The organism is Pseudonocardia sp. ZF1 (assembly GCF_056835605.1).
The window spans coordinates 3,713,290-3,736,178 of sequence record NZ_JAJNBY010000001.1; the positions used below are offsets into that span (position 1 = coordinate 3,713,290).

The window sequence follows — 22,889 nt, forward strand, 5'->3', positions numbered from 1 at the left end:
CGGTCACACGTCGCCTGCGTCTCCACCTGCGGTGCCTGCCCGGCAACGGCCGGTAGCGTCCCCGCCATGCCCGAGTTCCACCACACCGACGTGCTCCCGCTCGGCCCGGACGACACCGAGTACCGCGAGCTCGACCTGCCCGCGGGAACCGTGACCGAGGCCGCGGGCCGCACCTTCCTCGAGGTCCCTCCGGAGACGATCACCGGACTGGTCCGCGCGGCCGTCACCGACATCCAGCACCTGCTGCGACCCTCGCACCTGAAGCAGCTGCGCGCCATCATCGACGACCCCGAGGCCTCCGGCAACGACCGGTTCGTCGCCACCGACCTGCTGCGCAACGCCTGCGTGTCCGCGGGCGGGGTGCTGCCGATGTGCCAGGACACCGGCACCGCGATCGTCGTCGGCAAGAAGACCGAGACCGTGCTGACCGGCGGCGACGACGAGGCCGCGGTGTCGCGCGGGGTCTTCGAGGCCTACCAGGAGCTGAACCTGCGCTACAGCCAGATGGCGCCGATCAGCTTCTGGGACGAGAAGAACACCGGCACCAACCTGCCCGCGCAGGTCGAGCTGTACGCCAAGCCGGGCCGGGACCCGTACTACGAGTTCCTGGTCATGGCCAAGGGCGGCGGCTCGGCCAACAAGACCTTCCTCTACCAGGAGACCAAGGCGCTGCTGAACCCGAAGCGGCTCGCGGCGTTCCTGGACGAGAAGCTGCGTAGCCTCGGTACCGCGGCCTGCCCGCCGTACCACCTGGCGATCGTCGTCGGCGGCATGTCGGCGGAGTTCAACCTGAAGGTCGCCAAGCTGGCCTCGGCCCGCTACCTGGACAACCTGCCGACCGAGGGCTCGCCGCTCGGGCACGCCATCCGCGACACCGACCTGGAGCAGCAGGTCCTGGAGCTGACCCGCAACTTCGGGATCGGCGCCCAGTTCGGCGGCAAGTACTTCTGCCACGACGTGCGCGTCATCCGGCTGCCCCGGCACGGCGCCTCGCTGCCGGTCGGCGTCGCGGTGTCCTGCTCGGCGGACCGCCAGGCCAAGGCGAAGATCACCCCGTCCGGGGTCTACCTGGAGCAGCTGGAGCGCGACCCGGCCCAGTACCTGCCCGAGGCCACCGACGCCGATCTGTCCGACGAGGTCGTGCGGGTCGACCTGAACCGGCCGATGGACGAGATCCGCGCGCAGCTGTCGCAGCTGCCGGTGAAGACCCGGCTGTCGCTGACCGGGCCGCTGGTCGTCGCCCGCGACATCGCGCACGCCAAGATCGCCGAGCGGCTCGACGCCGGCGAGCCGATGCCGCAGTACCTCAAGGACCACGCCGTCTACTACGCCGGACCGGCCAAGACCCCCGAGGGCTACGCCTCGGGCTCCTTCGGTCCGACGACGGCCGGCCGGATGGACTCCTACGTCCAGCAGTTCCAGGAGGCCGGCGGGTCCCTCGTGATGCTGGCGAAGGGGAACCGGTCGAAGCAGGTCGTGGACTCCTGCGCCGCGAACGGCGGCTTCTACCTGGGCTCCATCGGCGGCCCGGCCGCCCGTCTGGCCCAGGACTGCATCCGCAAGGTCGACGTGCTCGAGTACCCCGAGCTCGGCATGGAGGCGGTCTGGAAGATCGAGGTCGAGGACTTCCCGGCGTTCGTCGTGATGGACGACAAGGGCAACGACTTCTTCGCCGACACCAGCGCCCCGACCCTGCAGGTCACCTTCCGCACCTGACCGCTGCGACGCCCGCCCCCCGGGGGTGTGCCCGCGGCCCCCGTGCACGGCGCGCCGTGCACCCAGGGGAACCCTCGTAGCGCTCTAAGCCACGAAGGTTCCCCTGGGGGCCACCCGGCGGGTGCCCGGCGACGGCACCGGGGGCTCCCGGGGTGGGCGGGCGGGTCAGCGCAGGCGGCGGGGCCCGCGTCGCGGCGGTCGGGCACCGGGCCGAGCGTCACCCGGGCGCCGGCCACGAACGCGCCCTGCGGCGAGGCCAGCACCGGGTCGAGGGCGAGCGAGCGGACCTGCGGCAGGTCCTCGACGAGCCGCCCGATCCGCAGCACGACGTCCTCCAGCGCGGCGAGGTCGACCGGGTCGGTGCCGCGGTAGCCGGTGAGCAGCGGCGCCGCCCGCGGGGCCCGCACCAGCCGGGCCGCGTCCTCGGTCGACACCGGCAGGACCCGGTAGGCGCGGTCGTCGAGCAGCTCGGTCGCCATCCCGGACAGCCCGAACGCGACCAGCGACCCGAACGACGGGTCGTCGACGACCTCCACCGTGCACGACGTGCCCTTCGGGGCCATCCGCTGCACGTAGACCTCGTCGGACCCGGTCACCCGCGACAGCTCCGCGTGCGCGACGCGCAGGGCCTCCTCCGAGACCAGGTCCAGGCGCACCCCGACGAAGTCGCCGCGGTGCCGCCACTGGTCCGCGGTCGCCTTGATGACCACCGGGTAGCCGAGCTGCTCGGCGGCGGCGACGGCGTCGTCGGCGCCCTTGGCCCGGCGGAAGGTGATCACCTCCAGGCCGTAGCAGGCGAGCAGGTCGACGGCCTCGTCGTCGGTGAGGGGGTGCCGGCTGTCCGGCCCGAACGACGCGATGAGCTCCCGCGCGCGGTCGGCGTCGATGCCCTCGGACACGACGAACTCCCCGACCGGGGTGTCACGCCACTGCGCGTAGCGGCTGACCCGGCCCAGCGCCGACGTGGCCCGCTCGGGGCTGGCGAAGCTCGGCACCGACCCGCGGCCGGGCGTGCCGTCGGCGCCGGGTACCGACAGCTCCGCCGGGATGCCCTCGGCGGCGAGGAACACCGCGATGACCGGGACCCCGGCACCGTCCGCGGCGTCGCGCAGGGCGTGCGCGTGGTCCCGGCCGGCCACCGCGACCGGCGGGACGAACACCGCGATGAGCGCGTCCGGGCGGGCGTCGCCGTCCAGGGTCGCGCGGACCGCGCCGGCGAACGCCTCCGGCGAGGCCTGGGTGCCGACGTCGACCGGGTCCCCCGCCAGCTCCAGGCCCTCGTCGAGCAGCCCGTCGAGGACCAGCAGGTTCACCGCGGTGGAGTTGCCGACGACCGCGACCCGGCGGCCCTTCGGCAGCGGCTGGTGGGCGATGAGCAGGGCGGTGTCGAACATCTGCGGCAGTGTCTGCACCCGGATGACCCCGGACTGCTCGAACAGCGCCTGCACGCTGGACTCGTCGATCGGCGCCCCGACCGAGGCCAGCGACGGCAGCGTCCCGGTGTGCCGGCCGGACTTCACCGCGATCACCGGCTTGGTGCGGGCCAGCCTGCGGGCGACCCGGGCGAACTTGCGCGGGTTGCCGAAGGTCTCCAGGTAGAGCAGCACCTGCTCGGTGCTCGGGTCGGTCTGCCAGTACTGCATCAGGTCGTTGCCGGACACGTCGGCGCGGTTGCCCGCCGACACGAACGACGACAGGCCGAGCCCGCGGGTGCGGGCGTTGGCGAGGATGGCGCTGCCGAGCGCGCCGGACTGGCAGAAGAACCCGGTGCGCCCGTACCCGGGCATCCGCGGGGCGAGGGTCGCGTTGAGCCGCACCGACGGGTCGGGGTTGGCGACGCCGAGTGCGTTCGGCCCGACCACCCGCATCCCGTGCGCCCGCGCCTCGGCGACCAGCCTGCGCTCGGCGACGGTGCCGCCGTCGGCGAAGCCGGAGCTGATCACGACCAGCACCTTCACGCCCTTGGCCAGGCAGGAGTCCATGACCTCGTCGATGTTCGCGGCCGGGACGGCGACGACCGCGAGGTCCACCTCGTCCGGGATGTCGATCACCGACGGGTAGGCGCGCACGCCCCGCACCGAGCGGGCGTCGGGGTTGACCGGGTAGACGGGGCCGGTGAACCCGGCGCGCAGCAAATTCAGCAGGACGGCGTGGCCGATCTTGGTCTCGTCCGCCGACGCACCGATCACCGCCACCGAGGTCGGGTGCAGCAGGTTCGCGACGCTGCGGGCCTCGGCGGCCTGCTCGCGCGCGTAGCGGACCGCGATCGACTTCTCGGTGGGGTCGATGTCGAACTCGAGGTGCAGGACGCCCTCGGCGAAGGCCCGCGTGACGCCGTAGCCGGCCTCGCGGAACACCCGCACCATGGCGTGGTTCTCCACCAGCACCTCGGCCTCGAACCGGGACAGCCCGTTCTCCCGGGCCGCGGCGGCGAGGTGCTCGAGCAGGATCGAGCCGAGGCCGCGGGACTGGTGGTCGTCGCGGACGACGAACGCGACCTCCGCGGAGGTGACCGGCTTGTCGGTGCCCGCTCCCTCCTGGGCGGCCGCCCCGCCGCCGGGGGTCAGCCCCTCGTAGCGGCCGACCGCGATGATCTCGTCGCCGAGCAGCGCCAGGAACGCGACCCGGGTCCGGTGGTCGACGACGGTGAACCGCTCCAGGTCCCGCGCCGAGATCCGCGGGTACGGGCCGAAGTAGCGCAGGTAGCGGGTGCGGTCGGACAGCTTGGCGTGGAAGGCGAGCAGCGCGTCGGCGTCGCCGGGCAGGATCGGGCGCAGGTGCACGATCCCGCCGTCGGAGGCGACGACGTCGGCCTCCCAGTGCCGCGGGTAGGGGTGCCCGGGGGCGTCGGCCGGGGTCTCGTCGGTCTTCTCGGTCATGGTCGGTCTCAGTCCCGCGGGTCGTCGGGGTCGAGGCCGTGCAGCGGGAACACCGCACGACGGGTCTCCAGGATCGCGGAGTCGACGCGCTCGCCGAACGAGCCGCCCCACCGCTCGAAGGCCGGGTCGGCACCGTCGGACATCGAGACCGGCAGCGGCGAACGGGTCCGGGTCGCCGCGAGCGCGGTCCAGTCCGCGGGGATGGAGGTGTCCGGGTCCAGGTCGCGGTCCAGGGCGACGGCCATCAGGTGCGTCCACGAGCGCGGGACCACCCGGTAGAGCGCGTACCCACCGCCGCCGAGCACGAGCCACTTGCCGCCCGCGGTGGTCTCGGCCATCTCGCGCAACGCGTGGTAGATGGCCCGGTGGCCGTCGACGGACAGCTCCAGGTTCGCCAGCGGGTCCTCGGAGTGGGTGTCCGCGCCGCACTCGGTGACCAGCACCTGCGGACGGAACGACTCCAGCAGCGACGGGACGACGCCGTGGAAGGCCCGCAGCCAGCCTGCGTCGCCGGTGCCGGGGGGCAGCGAGACGTTGACGGCGTAGCCCTCGCCGGCACCGCGGCCGATCTCCCCCGCCCAGCCGGTGCCCGGCCACAGCGTGAGCGGGTGCTGGTGCAGCGAGATCGTCAGCACCCGGGGGTCGTCGTAGAAGCAGTCCTGCACGCCGTCGCCGTGGTGGACGTCGACGTCGACGTAGGCGATGCGCTCGTAGCCCTGCTCCAGCAGCCAGGCGATCGCGACCGAGCAGTCGTTGTAGACGCAGAAGCCCGCGGCGCGGTCGCGCATCGCGTGGTGCAGCCCGCCCGCCATGTTCACCGCGCGGTCCGCGCGGCCCTCGGCGATCTCCCGGGCGGCGGCGACCGAGCCGCCCGCGATCAGCGCGGACGCCTCGTGCATGCCGAAGAAGATCGGGTTGTCGGCGGTGCCCAGCCCGTGGCCGACGCCGAACGGCGCCTCCGGCGCGGACTTCACCGCCGTCTGGAAACCGGGGGTGTGCACCCGGGTCAGATCCACCTCGCCCGCCGGGTCCGGGACGACCGGGTCGACGCCGTCGAGCACCCCCAGCCCGCGGGACAGCTCCATCATCAACTCCAGCCGCACCGGGTTGAGGGGGTGGTCGTCGGACAGCTGGTAGGTCAGGAACTCCGGAGTCCACACCACCGACGTGCGAGCGCTCATGGGCCGGAACCGTATGCCAGGCCGGCGGGCGCGGTCACTCCCGCGCGGCCCACGGCCGGTCCCCGGTCTCGGCCGGGCGGTCCGGGTCGGCGCTCCACTCCGACCAAGACCCCGGGTACAGCGCGGCCGGGGCGTCCGGGGTGGTGAGGCCGGACTCCTCCAGCGCGAGCACCAGGGCGCAGGCGTTGACGCCTGACCCGCAGTAGGCGCCGGTCGCGACACCGGGTGCGACGCCGGCGGCGCGGAAGCGCTCGGCCAGCGTGCCGGCGGGCTGCCAGCGCCCGTCCGGGCCGGTGTTCGCCGCGGCCGGGGTGCTGCGGGCACCGGGGACGTGCCCGGCGCGCGGGTCGACCGGCTCGGTCTCGCCGCGGAAGCGGGCGGCGGCGCGGGCGTCGAGGAGCACGCCGTCGCGGGCCAGCGCGGCGGCCCCGTCGGCGTCGACGACGGGCATCCCGCCCGGCCGGACCACCAGATCGCCGGGCGGCAGGGGCTCCGGTTCCGGCGCCTCGGCACCCGGGCCGGTGCCGGCGATCGGCAGCCGCGCGGCCTGCCAGCCGGCGAACCCGCCGTCGAGCACCCGGACCCGGCCGGGCGCGACGCCGGCCCAGCGCAGCAGCCACCAGGCGCGCGCGGCGACCGAGCCGTCGAGGTCGTCGTAGGCGACGACGAGCTGGTCGCCGGCGTCGTCCCGGATCCCGGCCCGGCGCAGGACCTCCTGCAGCGCAGCGGGTTCCGGCAGCGGGTGGCGCCCGCCGGGGCCGGGGCGCGCGGGGCCCGCGGACAGCTCGGTGTCGAGGTCGACGAACACCGCACCGGGGATCCGGTGGGCATCGTGGTCCTCGCGTCCGGGCGGGCCGACCAGACGCCACCGGACGTCGAGCACCACGGGCCGCACGGTGCCGGCGGCCGGGGCGGGTCCCAGCAGGCCGGCGAGTTCGGCAGGGGGGATCATGGATCCGGACACGCGGCCCATCCTGCCCCGGACGGGCTCGCCGTGCGCGGGAGCCGCGCTGGGTAGACTGGACGTCGAACGAAGGGGCCCCACGTGAACGACCTCATCGACACCACGGAGATGTACCTCCGCACCATCTACGAACTCGAGGAGGAAGGCGTCGTCCCGCTGCGCGCGCGGATCGCCGAACGCCTCGGACAGAGCGGGCCGACCGTCAGCCAGACGGTGGCCCGAATGGAACGCGACGCACTCGTCGTCGTGGCCGGGGACCGCCACCTCGAGCTGACCGACGAGGGCCGCGGCCGTGCCGTCGCCGTCATGCGCAAGCACCGCCTCGCCGAGCGGCTGCTGATCGACGTGATCGGGCTCGAGTGGGAGCTCGTCCACGCCGAGGCGTGCCGCTGGGAGCACGTGATGAGCGAGGACGTCGAGCGGAAGCTGCTCCGCCTGCTCGACAAGCCGACCGTGTCGCCCTACGGCAACCCGATCCCGGGTCTGGAGGAGCTGGAGCGCGGGGACGACGCATCGACGTCGTCGTCGGTGCCGCCCACGCTCGAGGTCGGCCTGCAGCGGCTCGACGAACTGGCCCGCCGCGGTGGCGGTCGCGTCGAGATCAGGCGGATCGCCGAGCACGTGCAGCTGGACTCCGACCTCATGGGCGAGCTGAAGCTCGCGGGGATCGTGCCCGGCAACGCGATCGACGTCGGCCCGATCTCCCGCTTCGGCGACCCGGTGCCGGTGAGCTCGGACGACGAGAAGTCGACCGTCGCTCCGCCGGTCGCGCACGCCGTGCTCGTCCGCGCCGTCTGAGGAGGATCCGCACACGTGAAGCTGCTCGTCACCGGCGGCGCGGGCTACGTGGGCAGCGTGTGCGCCGCGCACCTGCTCGACGCCGGCCACGAGGTCGTCGTGCTCGACGACCTGTCCACCGGCCACCGCGACGCCGTGCCCGCGGGCGCGGAGCTCGTCGAGGGTGAGCTCGGGACCCGCGCCGGGGAGGTCCTGGGCCGCGGCGGGTTCGACGGCGTGCTGCACTACGCCGCCCGCTCGCTGGTCGGGGAGTCCGTCGAGAAGCCCGAGAAGTACTGGGACGGCAATGTCGTGGCGTCGTTCCGGCTGCTCGAGGCCGTCCGGGAGCACGCGGTACCGCGGCTGGTGTTCTCCTCCACCGCCGCCACGTACGGCGAGCCGGAGCAGGTCCCGATCCCGGAGACCGCGCCGACCCGGCCGACCAACCCCTACGGGGCGAGCAAGCTCGCGATCGACCACATGATCACCTCCTACGCGACGGCGCACGGCCTGGCCGCGACGAGCCTGCGGTACTTCAACGTCGCCGGGGCGCACCTGTCCGGCGACACCCCGCTCGGGGAGCGGCACGCGGTCGAGACCCACCTGATCCCGCTGGTCCTGCAGGTCGCCGCGGGCACCCGCGAGTCGATCTCGGTCTACGGCGACGACTGGCCCACCCCCGACGGCTCCTGCGTGCGCGACTACATCCACGTCGACGACCTCGCCGAGGCCCACCTGCTCGCGCTGACCCACGCCGTCGCGGGGCGGCACGACATCTACAACCTCGGCAGCGGTCACGGGTTCTCCGTGCTCGAGGTGGTCGAGGCCTGCCGCGCGGTGACCGGGCACCCGATCCCGGCCGTCGTCGCGCCGCGCCGCGCCGGTGACCCCGCGGTGCTGGTGGCCTCGAGCGAGCAGGCCGCGCAGCATCTGGGCTGGAAGCCGTCGCGGACCGCGATCGCCGAGATCGTCGGCGACGCCTGGGAGTTCGCCCGGTCCCGCTGAACCGGCCCGGGGCCGGCTCACCGGGCGGCCGTGTCGTCGGGCGCGTCCGGGTCGAGCATCGCGGTGAGCAGCCGCCGCAGCCCGCCCGGGCCCGCCCACCGTGCGGCGGGTGAGCGCGGGTCGCGGGTGCCGTGCAGGCTCGCCGCCACCACCCCGGCGAGGACGTGGTCGGGCCGTTCGGCCAGCGCCCGCTCCGTCGCCCCGGTCGCGAGCGCGCCGTCGCCGCGCAGCAGGGCGCACACCGCGAGCAGGGCCAGCGGGTGCGCCCGCTGCGGTGACGGCAGGGCCGCGACCAGCACCGCCCACAGCTGCTCTGCGTCCGCCGCGCGGGGGCCCAGGCAGCGGCGCAGCGCCTCGTCGCGCACGTCGCCGACGTCGAGGGCGCCGCACAGGGCCAGCGCCAGCCCGTCGTCCACGACGAGCCGGCTCGCCGCGGCCTCGTCCAGGCAGGCGTCGAGCAGGGCGGTGCCGGTCGCGGCACCTACCCGGGCCGGTGCGGCGCCGGTGTCGCGCAACCGGGCCCGGCGACGACGGGTGCCGGCGTCGGAGTCGAGCGGGGCGAGCACCGCGGCGCGGTCGGGCAGGACGGCCCGGCCGTCGCGGACCGCGGCCGTGACCCCGAGCGTGGTCGACGCGGCGTCGGGCAGCAGCCCGCCGCAGGTGCAGGGCAGGTCGAAGCAGCCCCACCGGTCCCCCGCCCGGGTACCGGTCGCCCAGAGTGCCGCGATCGGCTCGATCCCGGCGTCGAGCAGCTCCCGCCGCGCGGCGGCCCCCACGTCCCGGCGGCTCCGCCGGGGACCCGGCCCGGCGGGGCCCGGGTCGCGCACGACGAGCGCCAGTGCCCGGGCGGGCCGTTCCCCGGCGAGCACCCCGACCGCCTCCCGGCACACCCGGCGGGCCGACGCCGACGAGCGCGGCAGGTCGACCCGCACGGTGAGCCCCAGCCGGTCGTGGAGGTGCGGCCCGGTGACCGAGACGAGCACCAGCGAGTCCCGGGGGTGGAAGCCGAGCAGCACCGGGACCGCGGCGATCAGCTCGGCGGGCCGGTCGAGCCGCAGACCGGGACCGGACGCGGTGCCGGGGGGCCATCCGGTGGCGGGCAGGTCCTCCGACCCCGGCGACGGGCCGGGGCCGGGGCCGGGGAGGGGGTCGGGCTGGGGGCAGGCGGTCATACCGCCACCGTCGTCGCGGGCCGGGACGTGCGGAACGCCGTCACCCGACCGGCTGTGGACGGTCCCGCCTCACACCCCTTGCCGAGGGGGTGTCGTGGATGGTTTCCCCCCACGCCGGGGCAGTCGCCTGCGCCACGCGGTGAACGAGGTGACCGGACCGGCGTGCGGGCGGTACAGCCACGGCCAGGGGTGCACCACGACCGGGCGGACGGCGGCGGAGCGCGTGGTGAACCCGGGGACCGGGGCGTGGGTGACCGCGACGGGCGTGCCGTCGAGCTCGTCGGCGACGACGCCGCGGTGCACCAGCACGGCACGGCGTTCACCCAGGTCGGCGAGGGTCTGCGCGAGGAACACCAGCCGTTTGCCGGACAGCCGCAGCCGGCGCAGCAGCGGCTCGTCGAACACGAACACCGCGGGCAGGTCCGGGTGGGCGTCGAGGGCGGGGTCGGCGTCGCCGAGCGACTCCGCCGTCAGCCACACCGCCTCCGGCGCGGCGCCGGTGGAGACCGGGGCGGCCGGCCCCCCGGTCGTCTCCGGGTCGGGGTCCGAGCGCAGCCGCGGGTCGTGCTCGGGGGCCGGGCGCGACGGCGGATCGGCGGGCCAGTGCTCGATCGGGCAGGCGTCGGACAGCGCGCAGCTCCCGCACAGCTGCGGGGCGCGCTTGCGGACCTGCCAGCGGGAGAAGCCGTAGGGCTTGCCGGTGCCGGCGCCGACGGTCCACTGCCAGCCGAGCCGGTTCGCCGCGCGGGAGCCGTCGAGCAGGTGCGCGAAGAACTCGCTCTCCCCGCCCGCCCACTCGTGCCCGGCGCGCACGGTCCACTGCGAGGACAGCCACATGCGGGTCTGGTTCACCAGCCAGCCGTCGGTGTGCAGCTCGGTGAGGCAGGCGTCGACGCAGGCCATCTCGGCGGGCCACGGCTCGTCCCATCCCTGTTCGGCGCGGGCGGGGGCCGCGCGCAGGGCGGAGCGGGTGCGGGTACCGAGCCGGGCGTAGAGGTGGCGGGCGTACTCCTGCCAGCACAGCTCGTCGCGGAACTTGGCGCGGTCGCGCGGCGGGGCGTCGGCGGCGGCGTCCCAGGCGGTCGGCAGGTCGACCAGCCCGTGCCGGATCCACGGCGACAGCGCCGTCGCACCGCGCCGCGACACCGGCAGCACCTCGTTGCGCCGCTTCGCATAGCCGGTCAGGTCCAGTGCCGCGACGGCGGCGTCGGCCGCGGTCTGCCCGCCCCGGAACGCTCCGGAGGCGACGGGCTCGTCGCGGCAGAGCTCACCGAGGTGCTCGCGCACCCAGTCGGTCGCGGTGTCCGGGTGGGGTGTGGGCAGCTGCACCGGAGAAGTCTGCGGCGCCCCGGCCCACCGCGCGCGTCGACCTGCACGAATGTTCTGCGCCCGTTCTGTGTGCACCGCGGGCGGGGGACGGTAGGAACGTCCCATGCACGTGTATCTGGGCGTCGACATCGGTACGTCGGGTTCGAAGGGCGTCCTCGTCGACGCCCGCGGCCGGGTACTGGCCCGGGCCGACCGGGCGCACGAGACCGCACAGCCGCTGCCCGGCCACGTGGAGCACGACGCCGAGGCCGTCTGGTGGGGCGACTTCGTCGCGGTCGTGCGGGAGCTGCTGCCCGCCCTCGACGACGGCACCGAGCTCGCCGGGCTGGGGGTGTCGGGGATCGGGCCGACCCTGCTCCCCGCCGACGGCGACGGCCGCCCGCTGCGCCCGGCGATCCTCTACGGCGTCGACACCCGCGCCGGCACCGAGATCGACGAGCTGAACGCGGAGCTGGGCGAGGACGCGATCCTGGCCCGGGCCGGGACACCGCTGTCCTCGCAGGCGGTGGGGCCGAAGTGGCGGTGGCTGGCCCGGCACGAGCCGGAGGTGTTCGACCGCACCGAGATGTTCCTGATGTGCTCGTCCTACCTGGTGCACCGGCTCACCGGCGAGTACGTGCTCGACCACCACTCGGCCAGCCAGTGCGACCCGATGTACGACCTGGCCGCCGCGGACTGGGCGCCCGACTGGGCCGAGCGCACCGCCCCGGGCATCACGCTGCCCCGGCTGCTGTGGCCGACCGAGGTCGCCGGGCGGGTGAGCGCGGCGGCGGCCGCCGCGACCGGGCTGCCGGAGGGGCTGCCGGTCACCGCCGGCACCGTCGACGCCTGGGCCGAGGCCACCAGCGCCGGCGTCACCGGCGCCGGGGAGGTCATGGTCATGTACGGGACGACGATGTTCCTCATCGAGGTCATCGACCGCCCGCACCCGCACCCGGCGATGTGGACGACCCGCGGCGTCGTACCGGGGTCGTTCACCCTGGCCGCGGGGATGGCGACGTCCGGGGCGATCACGAACTGGCTGCGCGACCTCACCGGGGAGGGCTTCACCGGGCTCGTCGCCGAGGCCGCGGAGGTGCCGCCGGGCAGCGGCGGGCTGCTGCTGCTCCCCTACTTCGCCGGGGAGCGGACCCCGCTGTTCGACCCGGGCGCCCGCGGCGTGCTCGCCGGGCTGACCACCGGGCACACCCGCGGCGAGGTCTACCGGGCCGCGCTGGAGGGCATCGCGCACGGCGTCCGGCACAACCTGGAGGTCATGCGGTCCGCGGGCGGCGGCACGAAGCGCCTGGTCGCCGTCGGCGGCGGGGTGCAGGGCGGGCTGTGGACCCGGATCGTCACCGACGTGACCGGGGTCCCGCAGGACGTGCCGGAGCAGACCGTCGGCGCCGCGCTCGGCGACGCGTGGCTGGCCGCCGTCGCGACCGGGGCCGAGCCGCGGCTGCGCGACTGGAACCCGGTCGCCCGCACGGTCGAGCCGGACCCGGCGGCCCGCGAGGTCTACGACCGCTTCCACCCGCACTACCGCTCGCTCTACACCGCCACCCGGGAGACCGCGCACTTCCTCGCCGACGAACGGAGACGCTCCTACCGCGCGTGACACGCTGTTCACACCGGCGTGGTTGCCGCGCGGCGCGGCGGCCACCACGCTGGGCGGGTGAGTGCCGACGAGTCACCCGCCCACGACTACGACCTGCTGGTGATCGGCTCCGGTCCCGGGGGGCAGAAGGCCGCGATCGCCGCGGCGAAGCTCGGGAAGCGGGTGGCGATCGCCGACCGCGGCCACATGATGGGCGGGGTCTGCGTCAACACCGGCACCATCCCGTCGAAGACGCTGCGCGAGGCGGTGCTGTACCTGTCCGGGTTCAGCCAGCGCGAGATGTACGGCGCCAGCTACCGGGTCAAGTCCGAGATCACCATCGACGACCTGCTGGCCCGCACCCGGCACGTGATCGGCCGCGAGACCGAGATCGTGCGCAGCCAGCTGTTGCGCAACCACGTCGACATCCTGACCGGGACGGCGCGCTTCACCGACCCGCACACCGTCGTCGTCGAGGGGACGGGGCGGGGTGACCACAACCAGGTCACCGCCTCGAACTTCGTCGTCGCGACCGGGACCCGCCCGGCCCGCCCGGCCCGCCCGGACACCGTCGCGTTCGACGGCGAGCGGGTCGTCGACTCCGACCAGGTGCTGCAGCTGGGCCGGGTGCCGGGCTCGATGGTCGTCGTCGGCGCGGGGGTGATCGGCATCGAGTACGCCTCGATGTTCGCCGCGCTCGGCACGCGGGTGACCGTGGTGGAGAAGCGGGACTCGATGCTCGGGTTCTGCGACCCGGAGGTCGTGGAGTCGCTGAAGTTCCACCTGCGCGACTCGGCGGTCACGTTCCGGTTCGGCGAGGAGGTGTCCGCGGTCGAGGTGAACGGCCGCGGCACGGTGACCAGCCTGGCCAGCGGGAAGAAGATCCCGGCCGACATGGTCATGTACTCGGCGGGCCGCCAGGGCATGACCGAGGAGCTGGGCCTGGACGCGGCCGGTGTGCGGGCCGACGACCGGGGGCGCATCGAGGTCGACAAGCAGTACCGGGCCTCGGTCGAGCACATCGCGGCGGTCGGCGACGTGATCGGGTTCCCGGCCCTGGCGTCGACGAGCATGGACCAGGGTCGGCTCGCCGCCTACCACCTGTTCGGCGAGCCCGTCCGCGAGCTGCACGAGCTGCAGCCGATCGGCATCTACACGATCCCGGAGATCTCGTTCTGCGGGCGGACCGAGGCCGAGCTGACGGCGGCGTCGATCCCGTACGAGACCGGGCTGTCGCGCTACCGCGAGCTCGCGCGCGGAGCGATCGTCGGCGACTCCTACGGCATGCTCAAGCTGCTGGTGTCGCCCGAGGACCACCGGCTGCTCGGGGTGCACGTGTTCGGCACGAACGCCACCGACCTCGTGCACATCGGGCAGGCCATCATGGGCTGTGGCGGGACGGTGGACTACCTCGTCGACACCGTCCTGAACTACCCGACGCTGTCGGAGGCGTACAAGGTCGCCGCGCTGGACGCCACGAACAAGATCCGTGCGCTGGAGTCGGTCCAGAACTCCTGACTCAGGTGTAGCGGAACCCGTTCGCGTCGAGCCACGGCTTCGGGTTGATCTTGGTTCCGCTCGGATCGACGACCTCGATGTGCAGGTGCGGGCCGGTGGACTGGCCGCGGTTGCCGACCTCGGCGATCTGCTGGCCTGCCGCCACCTTCTGGCCGACCGAGACCAGCGAGCGGTTGATGTGGCCGTAGACGGTGACCGTGCCGTCGGCGTGCCGGACCCGGACCCACATACCAAACCCGCTGGCGGGGCCGGAGCTGATGACGGTGCCGGCGATCGGTACGTGGATCGGGGTACCGATCGGGGCGGCGATGTCGAGGCCCATGTGCTTCGTGCCCCAGCGGGAACCGAAGCCCGAGGTGACCCGGCCGGTCACGATCGACACCGCACCGCCTGCGGAGGCGGACTGCAGCGCGCCGGTGGCACCCGCGGCGCGGGCGGCCTCGACCGCCCGGGCGCGCTCCTCGGCGGCCTTGCGGACCTGGTCGACCGAGGCGGTGGCGGCCTGGACCGCGGAGGCGGCCCTGGCGCGGCCGGTGTCGGCGACGGCGACGGTGCGCGCGGCCGCCGAGGGGGCGGCGGCCGGAGCGGCCAGCGAGGCGATGGTGGCCGGGTCCGCGATCGGCGAGGCGGCGTCGTCCGCGGCGGCCCGCGGGGCGGGCACGGCGGCGGGGAGCGCGGCGTCCTGGCTCGACACCGACGACGATCCCGCCGTGTCGAACCAGGACGTCACGGTCGCGGACAGGTCGCCGGAGCCGACACCCGCGTGGGCGGTGGCGGCGATGCCGCCCACCGCGACGACGGCGGCGGTGATCCGGGTCGAGGCCGCCCAGCGTGAGCCGTCCTCGGCCCCGGCGTCACGGGCGCGCCGGACGTGCGGACCTGCGGGGAACGAGCCGACCGGGACCCCGATCCCGGCCACCGCGAACTGCGGGGCCAGGAGCGCGAGGCTCGCCTGACGGCTCCGGGGGGAGCGATGCCGTGCCACGACCCTTCCTTCCGGATCCCGGAACGGCGGACAACCCGTGGGGAGCGGGCGGCCCCCTGGGGAGGAGCCGCGTCCGGTTCGTGACCGTTCCGTGATCTGGCACCGACGCTAGCCGGACGCAACGGACGGAAGAACCCGATCGGGTGATCACGAGACCGACGGGACGTTGCGGGCGGTGAGCGGACGCCGCCGGCCACTCGCCCCGGCCACCTGCCGTTCACCGTGGCGCCGGCCCGGCCGGTCCACCTCGGACAGGGCCCTGAGCTGGGCTTTCCGTCGGCCGCGCGCGGCGGCCGAGTGGTCGTGGCCGGGGGCGTCGCGGTCCACGCCCTCACCCACGGTGAGGACGCGTGCGCGGTGGCTCCGCGACGCGCGCTCCGCGCAGGCGGCCGGCCCGGGACCCGTTCGGCGCACCCCGTCGTCGACGGCGCGTGCACCCGCTCACCCGGTGCCCGGATTGCCGTCACGGTGTCGCGCGGGTTGTCTGGATGGGTGCGCCGCCTCCTGGTCCCCCTGCTGACGTGCGCGTTGCTGGTCGTCCTGGCGCCGGCGGCCCTCGCCGACCCGGCACCGGCCACCGCGGCCGCCGCCCCCGTCCGGTACGTCGCGCTCGGTGACTCCTACGCCGCGGGCGTCGGGGCCCGGCCGGACCCGGCCACCGGCGACTGCCGGCGCAGCACCGCGTCCTACCCGGCACTGTGGGCGGCCCGGCACGACCCGGCGTCGTTCGTCAGCGTCGCCTGCAGCGGCGCCACCAGCGGCGAGGTGATCGCCCGGCAGGTGCGCACCGTCTCCGCGGACACCACCCTGGTGACGATCACCGTCGGCGGCAACGACACCGGGTTCGGTCCGGTCCTGGCCGCCTGCAGCACCGCCCGCGACGACGAGACCTGCCTGCGCGCCGTCCGGGGCGGGGAGCGTGCCGCCCGCTGGGTCGCGCCCGGCGGGCTGATCTCGACCATCGTCGGGGTCCGGCTGCAGGCCCCCGGCGCGACGATCCTGGTCCTGGGCTACCCGCGGCTGTTCGAGCCGGGCGCCGACTGCGACGTCCCCGGCGTCCCGAACGCCGTCCGCCGCGAGGCGCTGAACCGGGCGGCGGACACCCTCGACGCCGCCCTCGCCGACGCGGCAGGGCGGTTCCGGGGCCGGTTCGTCGACGTCCGCGCCGCCTTCGCCGGGCACGGGGTCTGCTCCGCCGACCCGTGGATCACTCCCCCGCCCGCGTCGGCCCCGGCGGTCTACCACCCGACCGCCCAGGGCTACCGCGACGGCTACCTGCCCGCGTTCGAGGCGGCGGTCACCCTCCCCTGACCACCAGGTCCTCGCCCGCTCGTCCCCCGGCGGACACCCGCTCGACACCGGCCGGACCGGCCACGCCACGATGGTTCCCAGGCACCGCCCCCGATCCTGAGGACCCACCTCGTGCGACGCCTGCTCGGCACCCTCCTCGTCCCGGCCGCCCTCCTCGCGACGGCCACGTCCGCCCTCGCCGACACCGACCGTCCCCGGTCCGGTCCGGAGGTCGTCGCGCACCGCGGCGCCTCCGCCGACGCCCCGGAGAACACCCTCGCCGCCGCCGACGAGGCACTGGTCCAGCGGGCCGACGCCGTCGAGGTCGACGTCCAGCGCACCGCGGACGGCCACCTCGTGCTCGTCCACGACGCCACGCTGGCCCGCACCACCGACGTCGCACGGGTCTTCCCCACCCGCGCCCTGGCAGCGGTCGGTGCGTTCACCCTCGCCGAGCTGCGCCGTCTCGACGCCGGGTCCTGGTTCTCCCCCGCCTCCGCCGGGGAACGCATCCCGACCCTCGGGGAGTTCGCCGACCGGCTCCGCGGCCGCGCGGACCTGCTGGTCGAGCTGAAGGACCCGGCGCGGTACCCGGGAGTGGAGAAGGAGGTCGCCTACGAGGTCGACGGCCGGCGCGGGGTCGTCGTGCAGTCCTTCGACCACGACGTGATGCGCAGCTTCGCCGAGGCCGCCCCGGACGTCCCGGCCGGATGGCTGTTCGACGGGCGCCCGACCGCGGCGCAGCTCGACGACGCCGCCGCCCACGGGGTCACCCAGATCAACCCGTCGTTCGAGGTCGTCGACGCGGCACTGGTCGCCGAGGTCGCGGCGCGCGGGATGCAGACCGGGACGTACACGGTCGACGCCCCCGACGACATGCGGCGGATCGCGGACACCGGGGTAGACCGGATCATCACCGACCGGCCCGCGGTGCTGCGGACGGTCCTCGCGGGCTGACCCGATCCGCGTCCGCGCCGCCGACCCACCGCCGACATCCACCTCACACCACGCGCCCTAGACTTCTCCTCGCGGCGCGGACACCTTCCCCGCCGGTGAGCGGAGGATCGGGGATGACGGCTGTACGGCGGCCAGGACTGCTCGTCCCGGCGGCACTGGCCCTGCTCCTGGTGGGGGGCTGCGGCAGCTCGCTGGCGACCCAGCCGGGTTCGTCGTCCCGCACGGTCGTCACGACCCAGAACCGCCCCTCCAGCCCCTTCTGCGACGCCGTCGAGGCGAGCCGGACCGCCACCCAACCGTTCAACGGGGTGGGCATCGGCCGCTCGATCTCCGACGTCGGCGAGGTCACCGCGAACGTCCGGCAGGCGAACCAGCAGGTCACCTCGCTCGCACCGCAGGAGATCCGCGCGGACTTCGAGCGGGTGGACCAGCTCGTCGAGCGTCAGCTCGCCCTGCTGGAGGCCAACGGCGGGGACACCCTCGCCGTCGCCCGTGACCCGGGGATCGCGCAGGACCGGGCGGACCCGGAGTACCAGGCCGCGTCGCAGCGGATCCGGGACTACGTGCGGTCGACCTGCACCTGACCGTCGACGACGACCGGTGCGGTACGCCGCCACCCCAGGTAGCGGTCGGCCTCGACCAGCAGGGCCCCGCCCAGCCACATCGCGACGACCGCGTCGTCGCCGAGGCCGAACACGGTCAGGAACGCCTCGGGCACCAGGTCGACCGGCGACACCAGGTAGGCCAGGGCCATCAGGAACAGCGCGACCCGGCCCTTGCCGAGGTGCGGGTAGGTGCCGCGCCAGGCGTCGCCGGCCATGGCGGGCAGTGCCCGGAACCGTCCGACGGGGCCGGGCTCGCCGGGGCGGCCGCGACGGGTGAGGGCACGGAACAGTGTCGCGAACGCGGCCGTGCGGCCGGCGCGGCGACCTGCGGTGGCACTCGCTGCAGTCATGTCCGGTCCAACGCACGGCGCACCCCGGTCGTTCCCGGCGAAACGGTCACGTCACACCGGGGACGACCGGGGGCGGGGTCAGTGCGAGGCGAGGTAGATGTCGCGCAGCACCCCGGCCTCGGTGCTCATCTCGGCCAGCCGCTGCTTGACGACGTCACCGATGCTGATCATCCCGACGAGCCGTCCGCCGTCGACGACGGGCAGGTGGCGGTGGCGCCAGCGGTTCATCAGACCCATGGCCTCGGTCAGCGAGTCCTCCGGCGAACAGGTCACGACGTGGCGGGTCATGACGTCGGCGACGGTGAGATCCAGCAGGCCCGCGCCGTCGGTGGCGAGCCGGCGCACGATGTCGCGTTCGGAGACGATGCCGTCGACGCGTTCGCGACGGCCGTCGTCGGAGACGACGAGCGCGCCGATCGCCGGCGGACCGGCGAGCCGGGTCGCGGCCTCGGCGATGGTGTTCCACGACAACACGGTGTGCACCGTGTCGCCCTTGATCCGCAGGATGTCCGACACCTTCATGGAACTCTCCCTTCGACGTCCCTATTGTTGCGCTTGCGCAGTAGTTGTGCAATGGCAGAGATTGATCGCCGCAACGGTCAGCGCGGAGTAAAGATCGCTGGTGAGGGAGGTGGACGGGGATGACCGACGCACACGGCCGAGAGCGGGATCACCCGGACGGCGCGACGGTGGAGGCGGGCCTGGCGCTCGCGCGCGCGTTCACCGGCATCAGCGTGCGCGCGGTGGCGGCGGCCGGGGACGCCGTGACCGTGCCCCAGCTGCGGGTCCTCATGCTGATCGCGGACGCGGGGCGCACCAACGTCACCGCGGTCGGGCGTGAACTCGACGTCCACCCGTCGAACGCCACCCGGGTGCTCGTGCGCCTCGGGCGGGCCGGCCTGGTCGAACGCCGCCCCGACCCGGACGACCGGCGACACCTGCTCGTCGAGCTGACCCCGGCCGGACGGGAGCTGATCGGCGAGGTCGACGCCCACCGTCGCGCCGCGGTCGCCGACCTGCTGGGCCGGGTACCGCCCGAGCGACGGGTGGGTGCGGCCGAGCTGCTGTCCGCGCTGGCCGACGCGGCGGCCCCGCCGACGCCCTAGGATCGGAGGGCGTGAGCGAGGACGCCCCGACCGACGTCGCCTCCCTGCGGGCCGCCGTCGCGGCGGGGGCGCGCCCGCGGTTCGTCCCGTTCTGGGGCTCCGAGCCCGCACCGGGCGACGTGCACGTGCTGAGCCAGTGGCATCCGTCGCCGTTCGTCGTCGACGGGGTCCGCTACGCCACCGCCGAGCACTGGATGATGGCGGCCAAGGCCCGCACCTTCGGCGACGACGACGCGCTCGCCCGCGTCCTGTCCGACGACGACCCGGACACCGCCAAGCGGGCCGGGCGCGAGGTCCGGGGCTTCGACTCGCAGGTGTGGGCCGCGCACCGGGTCGAGGTCGTCGTCGAGGGCAACCGGGCCAAGTTCCGCTCCGCCGAGCGGCTCACCGCGGCCCTGCTGGGTACCGGCGACGCGGTGCTCGTCGAGGCCTCCCCCGTCGACCGGATCTGGGGCATCGGCCTGGCCGCCGACGACCCCGACCTCGGCGCGCCGGACCGCTGGCCCGGCCGGAACCTGCTGGGCTTCGCCCTGATGCGGGTGCGCGCCGGGCTCGGGAGCCACTGACCCCGATCCGCCCCGGTCAGACCGCCCCGGGGTACCGGGAGCGGCGCGGACGGCGGGCCCGGCGCGCCACCAGCACCGCCCCCACCCCGGTCGCGACGGCGCCGCCGACGTAGGGCACGGCGGCCCGGGCGATCTCCCCCGCCCGTCCGACGAGCGCCGCACGCCGCGCCGCGAGACCCGCGCCGAGCCGGTCCAGGCTCGCCCGCAGCTCGCGCGCGGCGTCGACGACCTGGTCGTCGCGGCCGTCGGACCGCGCGGAGAGCCGGTCCCGCAGCTGCGCCGCGGAGACATCGCTGAGGTCGAGCTCCTCGGCCGTGTCCTCCGGTGCCTCGCCGGCCGGGCCGGCTCCTGCGTCGTGACGCCCCACGACTCCCCCTCACATCCGGCGGACCGCCCGCCGGCCCGCCGGGACAGTGAACCCGCCACGGGCCGCTCCGCGCACCCTCAGGACATTCTCAGACCATCACCGTTGCAACGCAGAGCAGTCGCGATATATCGTGATGGCACACGAGCCGATCGACGAGGAGGCTCACGACGAGAGGACCACGCGTCATGACCACGCGCGACATGTTCCGGAGCCCCTTCGGGCCCCGCACCCACCGACACCCCCGGGGCCACCGCGGCGCCGGGTTCCCCTGCGGCCCGGAGGAGGCAGCCATGCACGACACCCCCGACGTCCACGGCGACGACCGTGACGATCCCCGCGACGAGGGCGGACCCGGCCACCGCCGCGGTCGCGCCCACCGCCACGGACGCGGGCCCGGCGGGCGGGGCTTCGGTCCCGGCCGCGGGTTCGGCCCCGGCGGCCCGTTCGGTCCCGGAGGCCCGTTCGGCCCCGGAGGCTTCGGCCCGGGCGGGTTCGGTCCCGGCGGGTTCGGCCCCGGCGGGCCCCGCGGCCGGCGCGGAAAGCGTGCCCGCGGCGACGTGCGCACCGCGGTGCTCGCGGTCGTCGCCGACGGCCCGCGGCACGGCTACGAGATCATCCAGGAGATCACCGGCCGCTCCGGCGGGCAGTGGAAGCCGAGCCCCGGCTCGGTGTACCCGATGCTGTCCCAGCTGGAGGACGAGGGCCTGGTCCGGTCCGAGCAGACCGAGGGCCGTCGGGTCGTCCACCTGACCGAGGAGGGCACCCGGCACGTCGAGGAGCACCGCGCCGAGCTCGACGCGGTGTGGGCGCCGTTCGCCGAGGACGCCGAGGCCGCCGAGTCGGACCCGGCGACCGGCCTGGTCACCGAGCTCGGCCGGCTCGCCGCCGCCGCGCGGCAGGTCGCCGAGGCCGGCTCCGAGGCGCAGGTGGCGTCGGCGACCGAGGCGCTGACCGAGGCCCGCAAGGCGCTGTACCGGCTGCTGGCCGAGTGAGGCTCGCCGAACGAGCAGACCACACCGGGTGAGGCTCGCCGAACGAGCATACGCTCGGTGAGAGCACCCGGTTCTCGGTGAGGGCCGGATGTGGGCGACGGGGGCGGGACCGCGATGGTCCCGCCCCCGTCGTCGTCTAACGGGTCTGTCGCCGGCGCCGGTTGCGGCGCAGCGCCTCCCGCAGTGGCGGGACGACGGTGCCCTCGGCGGCCATCACCCGGCGGGCCTTGCGCCGCGCGAGGACGACCGCGACGGCGGTGAGCGCCCAGATCGGGAACTGCACGAGCCAGGCCAGCCGGAACGCCTCGGGGGTGTAGCCGCCGGACACGCTGAGCACGAGCCCGACCAGCAGTGTGGTGGTGAGCGAGGCGGTGAACCCGCCGACGTTGACGATCCCGACGGCGGTGCCGCGCCGGTGGGCGGGGTTGAAGGTGCGGGCGTAGTCGAAGCCGACGGCCGAGCAGGGGCCGTTCGCGGCGAGCACCACCACGAGCAGCACGAGCAGCCACAGCGGCGCGGGCGGCGGGACGAGCAGCACGACCGTCCACACGAGCGCGGTCGCGCCGATGACCGACAGCACGAGCCAGGAGCGGCGCAGCGGGTGGCGGGCGGTGAACTCGCCGAACACCGGGCCGACGACGGCGCCGGCGAGGACGAGCACGGTCAGCATCACCGAGGCGCCGGTGGGGGCCATCCCCTGCCCGGCGACGAGGTAGGGCACGCCCCACAGCAGCGCGAACACCAGGCCGGAGAACTGGGTGCCGGCGTGCGACCAGAGCCCGAGGCGGGTGCCCGGGTGCGCCCAGGCGCCCTTGAGGCCGTCGACGACCTCGCGGGGGCTGCTCGCCGGGGCCGGGGCCGGGCTGCCGGGCGGGCGGTCGCGGAACACGGCGAGCACCGCGACCGTGGCGACGACGCCGATCCCGGCGGCGGACAGGAACGCGGTCGTCCAGCCGTAGGCGTGCAGGACGGTGGCGAGCGGGATCGCGGAGAGCACCTGGCCGAACTGGCCGAGCAGCGCCGTGATCTGCGTCATCAGCGGCACCCGGCGCGGCGCGAACCAGGTGGCCAGCACCGACAGCACCGAGATGAAGGTCAGGGCGTCGCCGACGCCGACGAGCACGCGGGCGGCGATGGCCAGCGGCAGCGAGGTGGCGAGTGCGACGAGCACCTGCGCCGCGGTCATGGTGACGGCGCCGGCGAGGACCATGGTGCGGGCGCCGAACCGGTCGAGCAGCAGCCCGACCGGCACCTGGAGGGCGGCGTAGACCAGCAGCTGCAGGACGAGGAACCCGGCGAGCACGGTCGGGGACGCACCGAACCGCTCCGCCGCCTCCAGCCCGGAGACGCCGAACGAGCTGCGTTGCAGCACCGCCACGACGTAGGCGAACAGACCGGCGGACCAGACGAGGTAAGCGCGACGTGACGTGTGCATGACGAACGACCATTCTGGTCCATCCCGGGCGGGCGGGGTGTACCGGCGGGGCCGTGTCACACGGGGTCGGTGGTCACACCGCGCCCGGGCAGGCCGACGCGGGCTCCGGATAGGGTCGC

General features: G+C 75.1%; 20 protein-coding genes and 1 pseudogene. 11 read left to right on the forward strand and 10 right to left on the reverse strand.

The annotated features are described in order from the left end of the window. Positions 1 to 66 precede the first annotated feature (66 nt). The gene (locus tag ZF1_RS17875) at positions 67 to 1,716 is read left to right on the forward strand and encodes a fumarate hydratase (protein WP_073574184.1); all 1,650 of its coding nucleotides are present in this window, start codon (positions 67 to 69) and stop codon (positions 1,714 to 1,716) included. 179 nt (positions 1,717 to 1,895) lie between these two features. Here ZF1_RS17875 and ZF1_RS17880 read toward each other — a convergent pair. From ZF1_RS17880 to ZF1_RS17890, 3 genes and pseudogenes are all read right to left on the reverse strand, one after another. After that, positions 1,896 to 4,595: pseudogene (locus ZF1_RS17880) on the reverse strand (bifunctional acetate--CoA ligase family protein/GNAT family N-acetyltransferase); the annotation flags it as partial. Between the two features lie 8 nt (positions 4,596 to 4,603). Then, positions 4,604 to 5,776 carry an acetoin utilization protein AcuC gene (locus ZF1_RS17885; RefSeq protein ID WP_208826907.1) on the reverse strand — a complete coding sequence of 391 codons (1,173 nt, stop codon included), beginning with the start codon at positions 5,774 to 5,776 and terminating at the stop codon, positions 4,604 to 4,606. 34 nt (positions 5,777 to 5,810) lie between these two features. Further along, positions 5,811 to 6,749, reverse strand: coding sequence for a sulfurtransferase (locus ZF1_RS17890; RefSeq protein WP_482637851.1), 939 nt, complete (start codon positions 6,747 to 6,749; stop codon positions 5,811 to 5,813). Positions 6,750 to 6,821: 72 nt separating this feature from the next. On the opposite strand from ZF1_RS17890, the gene ZF1_RS17895 reads away from it, so the two are divergent. Together ZF1_RS17895 and galE are read left to right on the forward strand one after the other, a co-directional pair. Beyond that, positions 6,822 to 7,538 carry an iron-dependent transcriptional repressor DtxR gene (locus ZF1_RS17895; protein WP_405416501.1) on the forward strand — a complete coding sequence of 239 codons (717 nt, stop codon included), beginning with the start codon at positions 6,822 to 6,824 and terminating at the stop codon, positions 7,536 to 7,538. A 15-nt stretch (positions 7,539 to 7,553) separates the two neighbouring features. Further along, positions 7,554 to 8,522, forward strand: a complete 969-nt coding sequence (gene galE / locus ZF1_RS17900) for a UDP-glucose 4-epimerase GalE (RefSeq protein WP_482637852.1) — start codon at positions 7,554 to 7,556, stop codon at positions 8,520 to 8,522. 17 nt (positions 8,523 to 8,539) lie between these two features. Here galE and ZF1_RS17905 read toward each other — a convergent pair whose 3' ends face one another. Both ZF1_RS17905 and ZF1_RS17910 read right to left on the reverse strand, forming a co-directional pair. Next, positions 8,540 to 9,694 carry a DUF4192 domain-containing protein gene (locus ZF1_RS17905; RefSeq protein WP_482637853.1) on the reverse strand — a complete coding sequence of 385 codons (1,155 nt, stop codon included), beginning with the start codon at positions 9,692 to 9,694 and terminating at the stop codon, positions 8,540 to 8,542. A gap of 69 nt (positions 9,695 to 9,763) precedes the next feature. After that, the gene (locus tag ZF1_RS17910; protein WP_482637854.1) at positions 9,764 to 11,023 is read right to left on the reverse strand and encodes an FAD-binding domain-containing protein; all 1,260 of its coding nucleotides are present in this window, start codon (positions 11,021 to 11,023) and stop codon (positions 9,764 to 9,766) included. Positions 11,024 to 11,126: 103 nt separating this feature from the next. On the opposite strand from ZF1_RS17910, the gene ZF1_RS17915 reads away from it, so the two are divergent. Continuing rightward, positions 11,127 to 12,620 (forward strand): FGGY-family carbohydrate kinase, encoded by a 1,494-nt coding sequence (locus tag ZF1_RS17915; protein WP_482637855.1) that lies wholly within the window; start codon positions 11,127 to 11,129, stop codon positions 12,618 to 12,620. Between the two features lie 57 nt (positions 12,621 to 12,677). After that, complete coding sequence (gene sthA / locus ZF1_RS17920; RefSeq protein WP_482637856.1) at positions 12,678 to 14,117, forward strand: Si-specific NAD(P)(+) transhydrogenase; 1,440 nt, start codon at positions 12,678 to 12,680, stop codon at positions 14,115 to 14,117. 1 nt (position 14,118) lies between these two features. Here the strand turns inward: sthA and ZF1_RS17925 are convergent, their stop codons facing one another. Beyond that, positions 14,119 to 15,102 carry a M23 family metallopeptidase gene (locus ZF1_RS17925; RefSeq protein ID WP_476651898.1) on the reverse strand — a complete coding sequence of 328 codons (984 nt, stop codon included), beginning with the start codon at positions 15,100 to 15,102 and terminating at the stop codon, positions 14,119 to 14,121. 492 nt (positions 15,103 to 15,594) lie between these two features. Between ZF1_RS17925 and ZF1_RS17930 the strand changes: the two genes are divergently transcribed. From ZF1_RS17930 to ZF1_RS17940, 3 genes are all read left to right on the forward strand, one after another. Further along, complete coding sequence (locus ZF1_RS17930) at positions 15,595 to 16,413, forward strand: SGNH/GDSL hydrolase family protein (protein ID WP_405416492.1); 819 nt, start codon at positions 15,595 to 15,597, stop codon at positions 16,411 to 16,413. Positions 16,414 to 16,524: 111 nt separating this feature from the next. Then, entirely contained in the window at positions 16,525 to 17,349 is an 825-nt protein-coding gene (locus ZF1_RS17935; protein WP_482637857.1) for a glycerophosphodiester phosphodiesterase, read from the forward strand. A gap of 113 nt (positions 17,350 to 17,462) precedes the next feature. Beyond that, positions 17,463 to 17,933, forward strand: a complete 471-nt coding sequence (locus ZF1_RS17940; protein ID WP_145983027.1) for a hypothetical protein — start codon at positions 17,463 to 17,465, stop codon at positions 17,931 to 17,933. Here the strand turns inward: ZF1_RS17940 and ZF1_RS17945 are convergent. Further along, positions 17,909 to 18,304 (reverse strand): YkvA family protein, encoded by a 396-nt coding sequence (locus ZF1_RS17945; RefSeq protein ID WP_482637858.1) that lies wholly within the window; start codon positions 18,302 to 18,304, stop codon positions 17,909 to 17,911. The two genes, ZF1_RS17940 and ZF1_RS17945, sit on opposite strands and share 25 nt — an antisense overlap. Before the next feature lie 78 nt (positions 18,305 to 18,382). Then, complete coding sequence (locus ZF1_RS17950; protein WP_208824165.1) at positions 18,383 to 18,826, reverse strand: CBS domain-containing protein; 444 nt, start codon at positions 18,824 to 18,826, stop codon at positions 18,383 to 18,385. Between the two features lie 119 nt (positions 18,827 to 18,945). Here ZF1_RS17950 and ZF1_RS17955 point away from each other — a divergent pair, with 119 nt between their 5' ends. Further along, positions 18,946 to 19,410 (forward strand): MarR family transcriptional regulator, encoded by a 465-nt coding sequence (locus tag ZF1_RS17955; RefSeq protein ID WP_405416488.1) that lies wholly within the window; start codon positions 18,946 to 18,948, stop codon positions 19,408 to 19,410. Positions 19,411 to 19,421: 11 nt separating this feature from the next. Further along, positions 19,422 to 19,976 (forward strand): NADAR family protein, encoded by a 555-nt coding sequence (locus tag ZF1_RS17960; RefSeq protein ID WP_224402097.1) that lies wholly within the window; start codon positions 19,422 to 19,424, stop codon positions 19,974 to 19,976. 16 nt (positions 19,977 to 19,992) lie between these two features. Here the strand turns inward: ZF1_RS17960 and ZF1_RS17965 are convergent, their stop codons facing one another. Beyond that, positions 19,993 to 20,343: a hypothetical protein gene (locus tag ZF1_RS17965; protein ID WP_178373413.1), complete on the reverse strand. Its 351-nt coding sequence runs from the start codon at positions 20,341 to 20,343 to the stop codon at positions 19,993 to 19,995. A 290-nt stretch (positions 20,344 to 20,633) separates the two neighbouring features. Between ZF1_RS17965 and ZF1_RS17970 the strand changes: the two genes are divergently transcribed. Further along, positions 20,634 to 21,335, forward strand: coding sequence for a PadR family transcriptional regulator (locus ZF1_RS17970; RefSeq protein WP_405416486.1), 702 nt, complete (start codon positions 20,634 to 20,636; stop codon positions 21,333 to 21,335). 136 nt (positions 21,336 to 21,471) lie between these two features. Here the strand turns inward: ZF1_RS17970 and ZF1_RS17975 are convergent, their stop codons facing one another. Further along, positions 21,472 to 22,770 (reverse strand): MFS transporter, encoded by a 1,299-nt coding sequence (locus ZF1_RS17975; protein WP_482637859.1) that lies wholly within the window; start codon positions 22,768 to 22,770, stop codon positions 21,472 to 21,474. Positions 22,771 to 22,889: the final 119 nt, after the last annotated feature.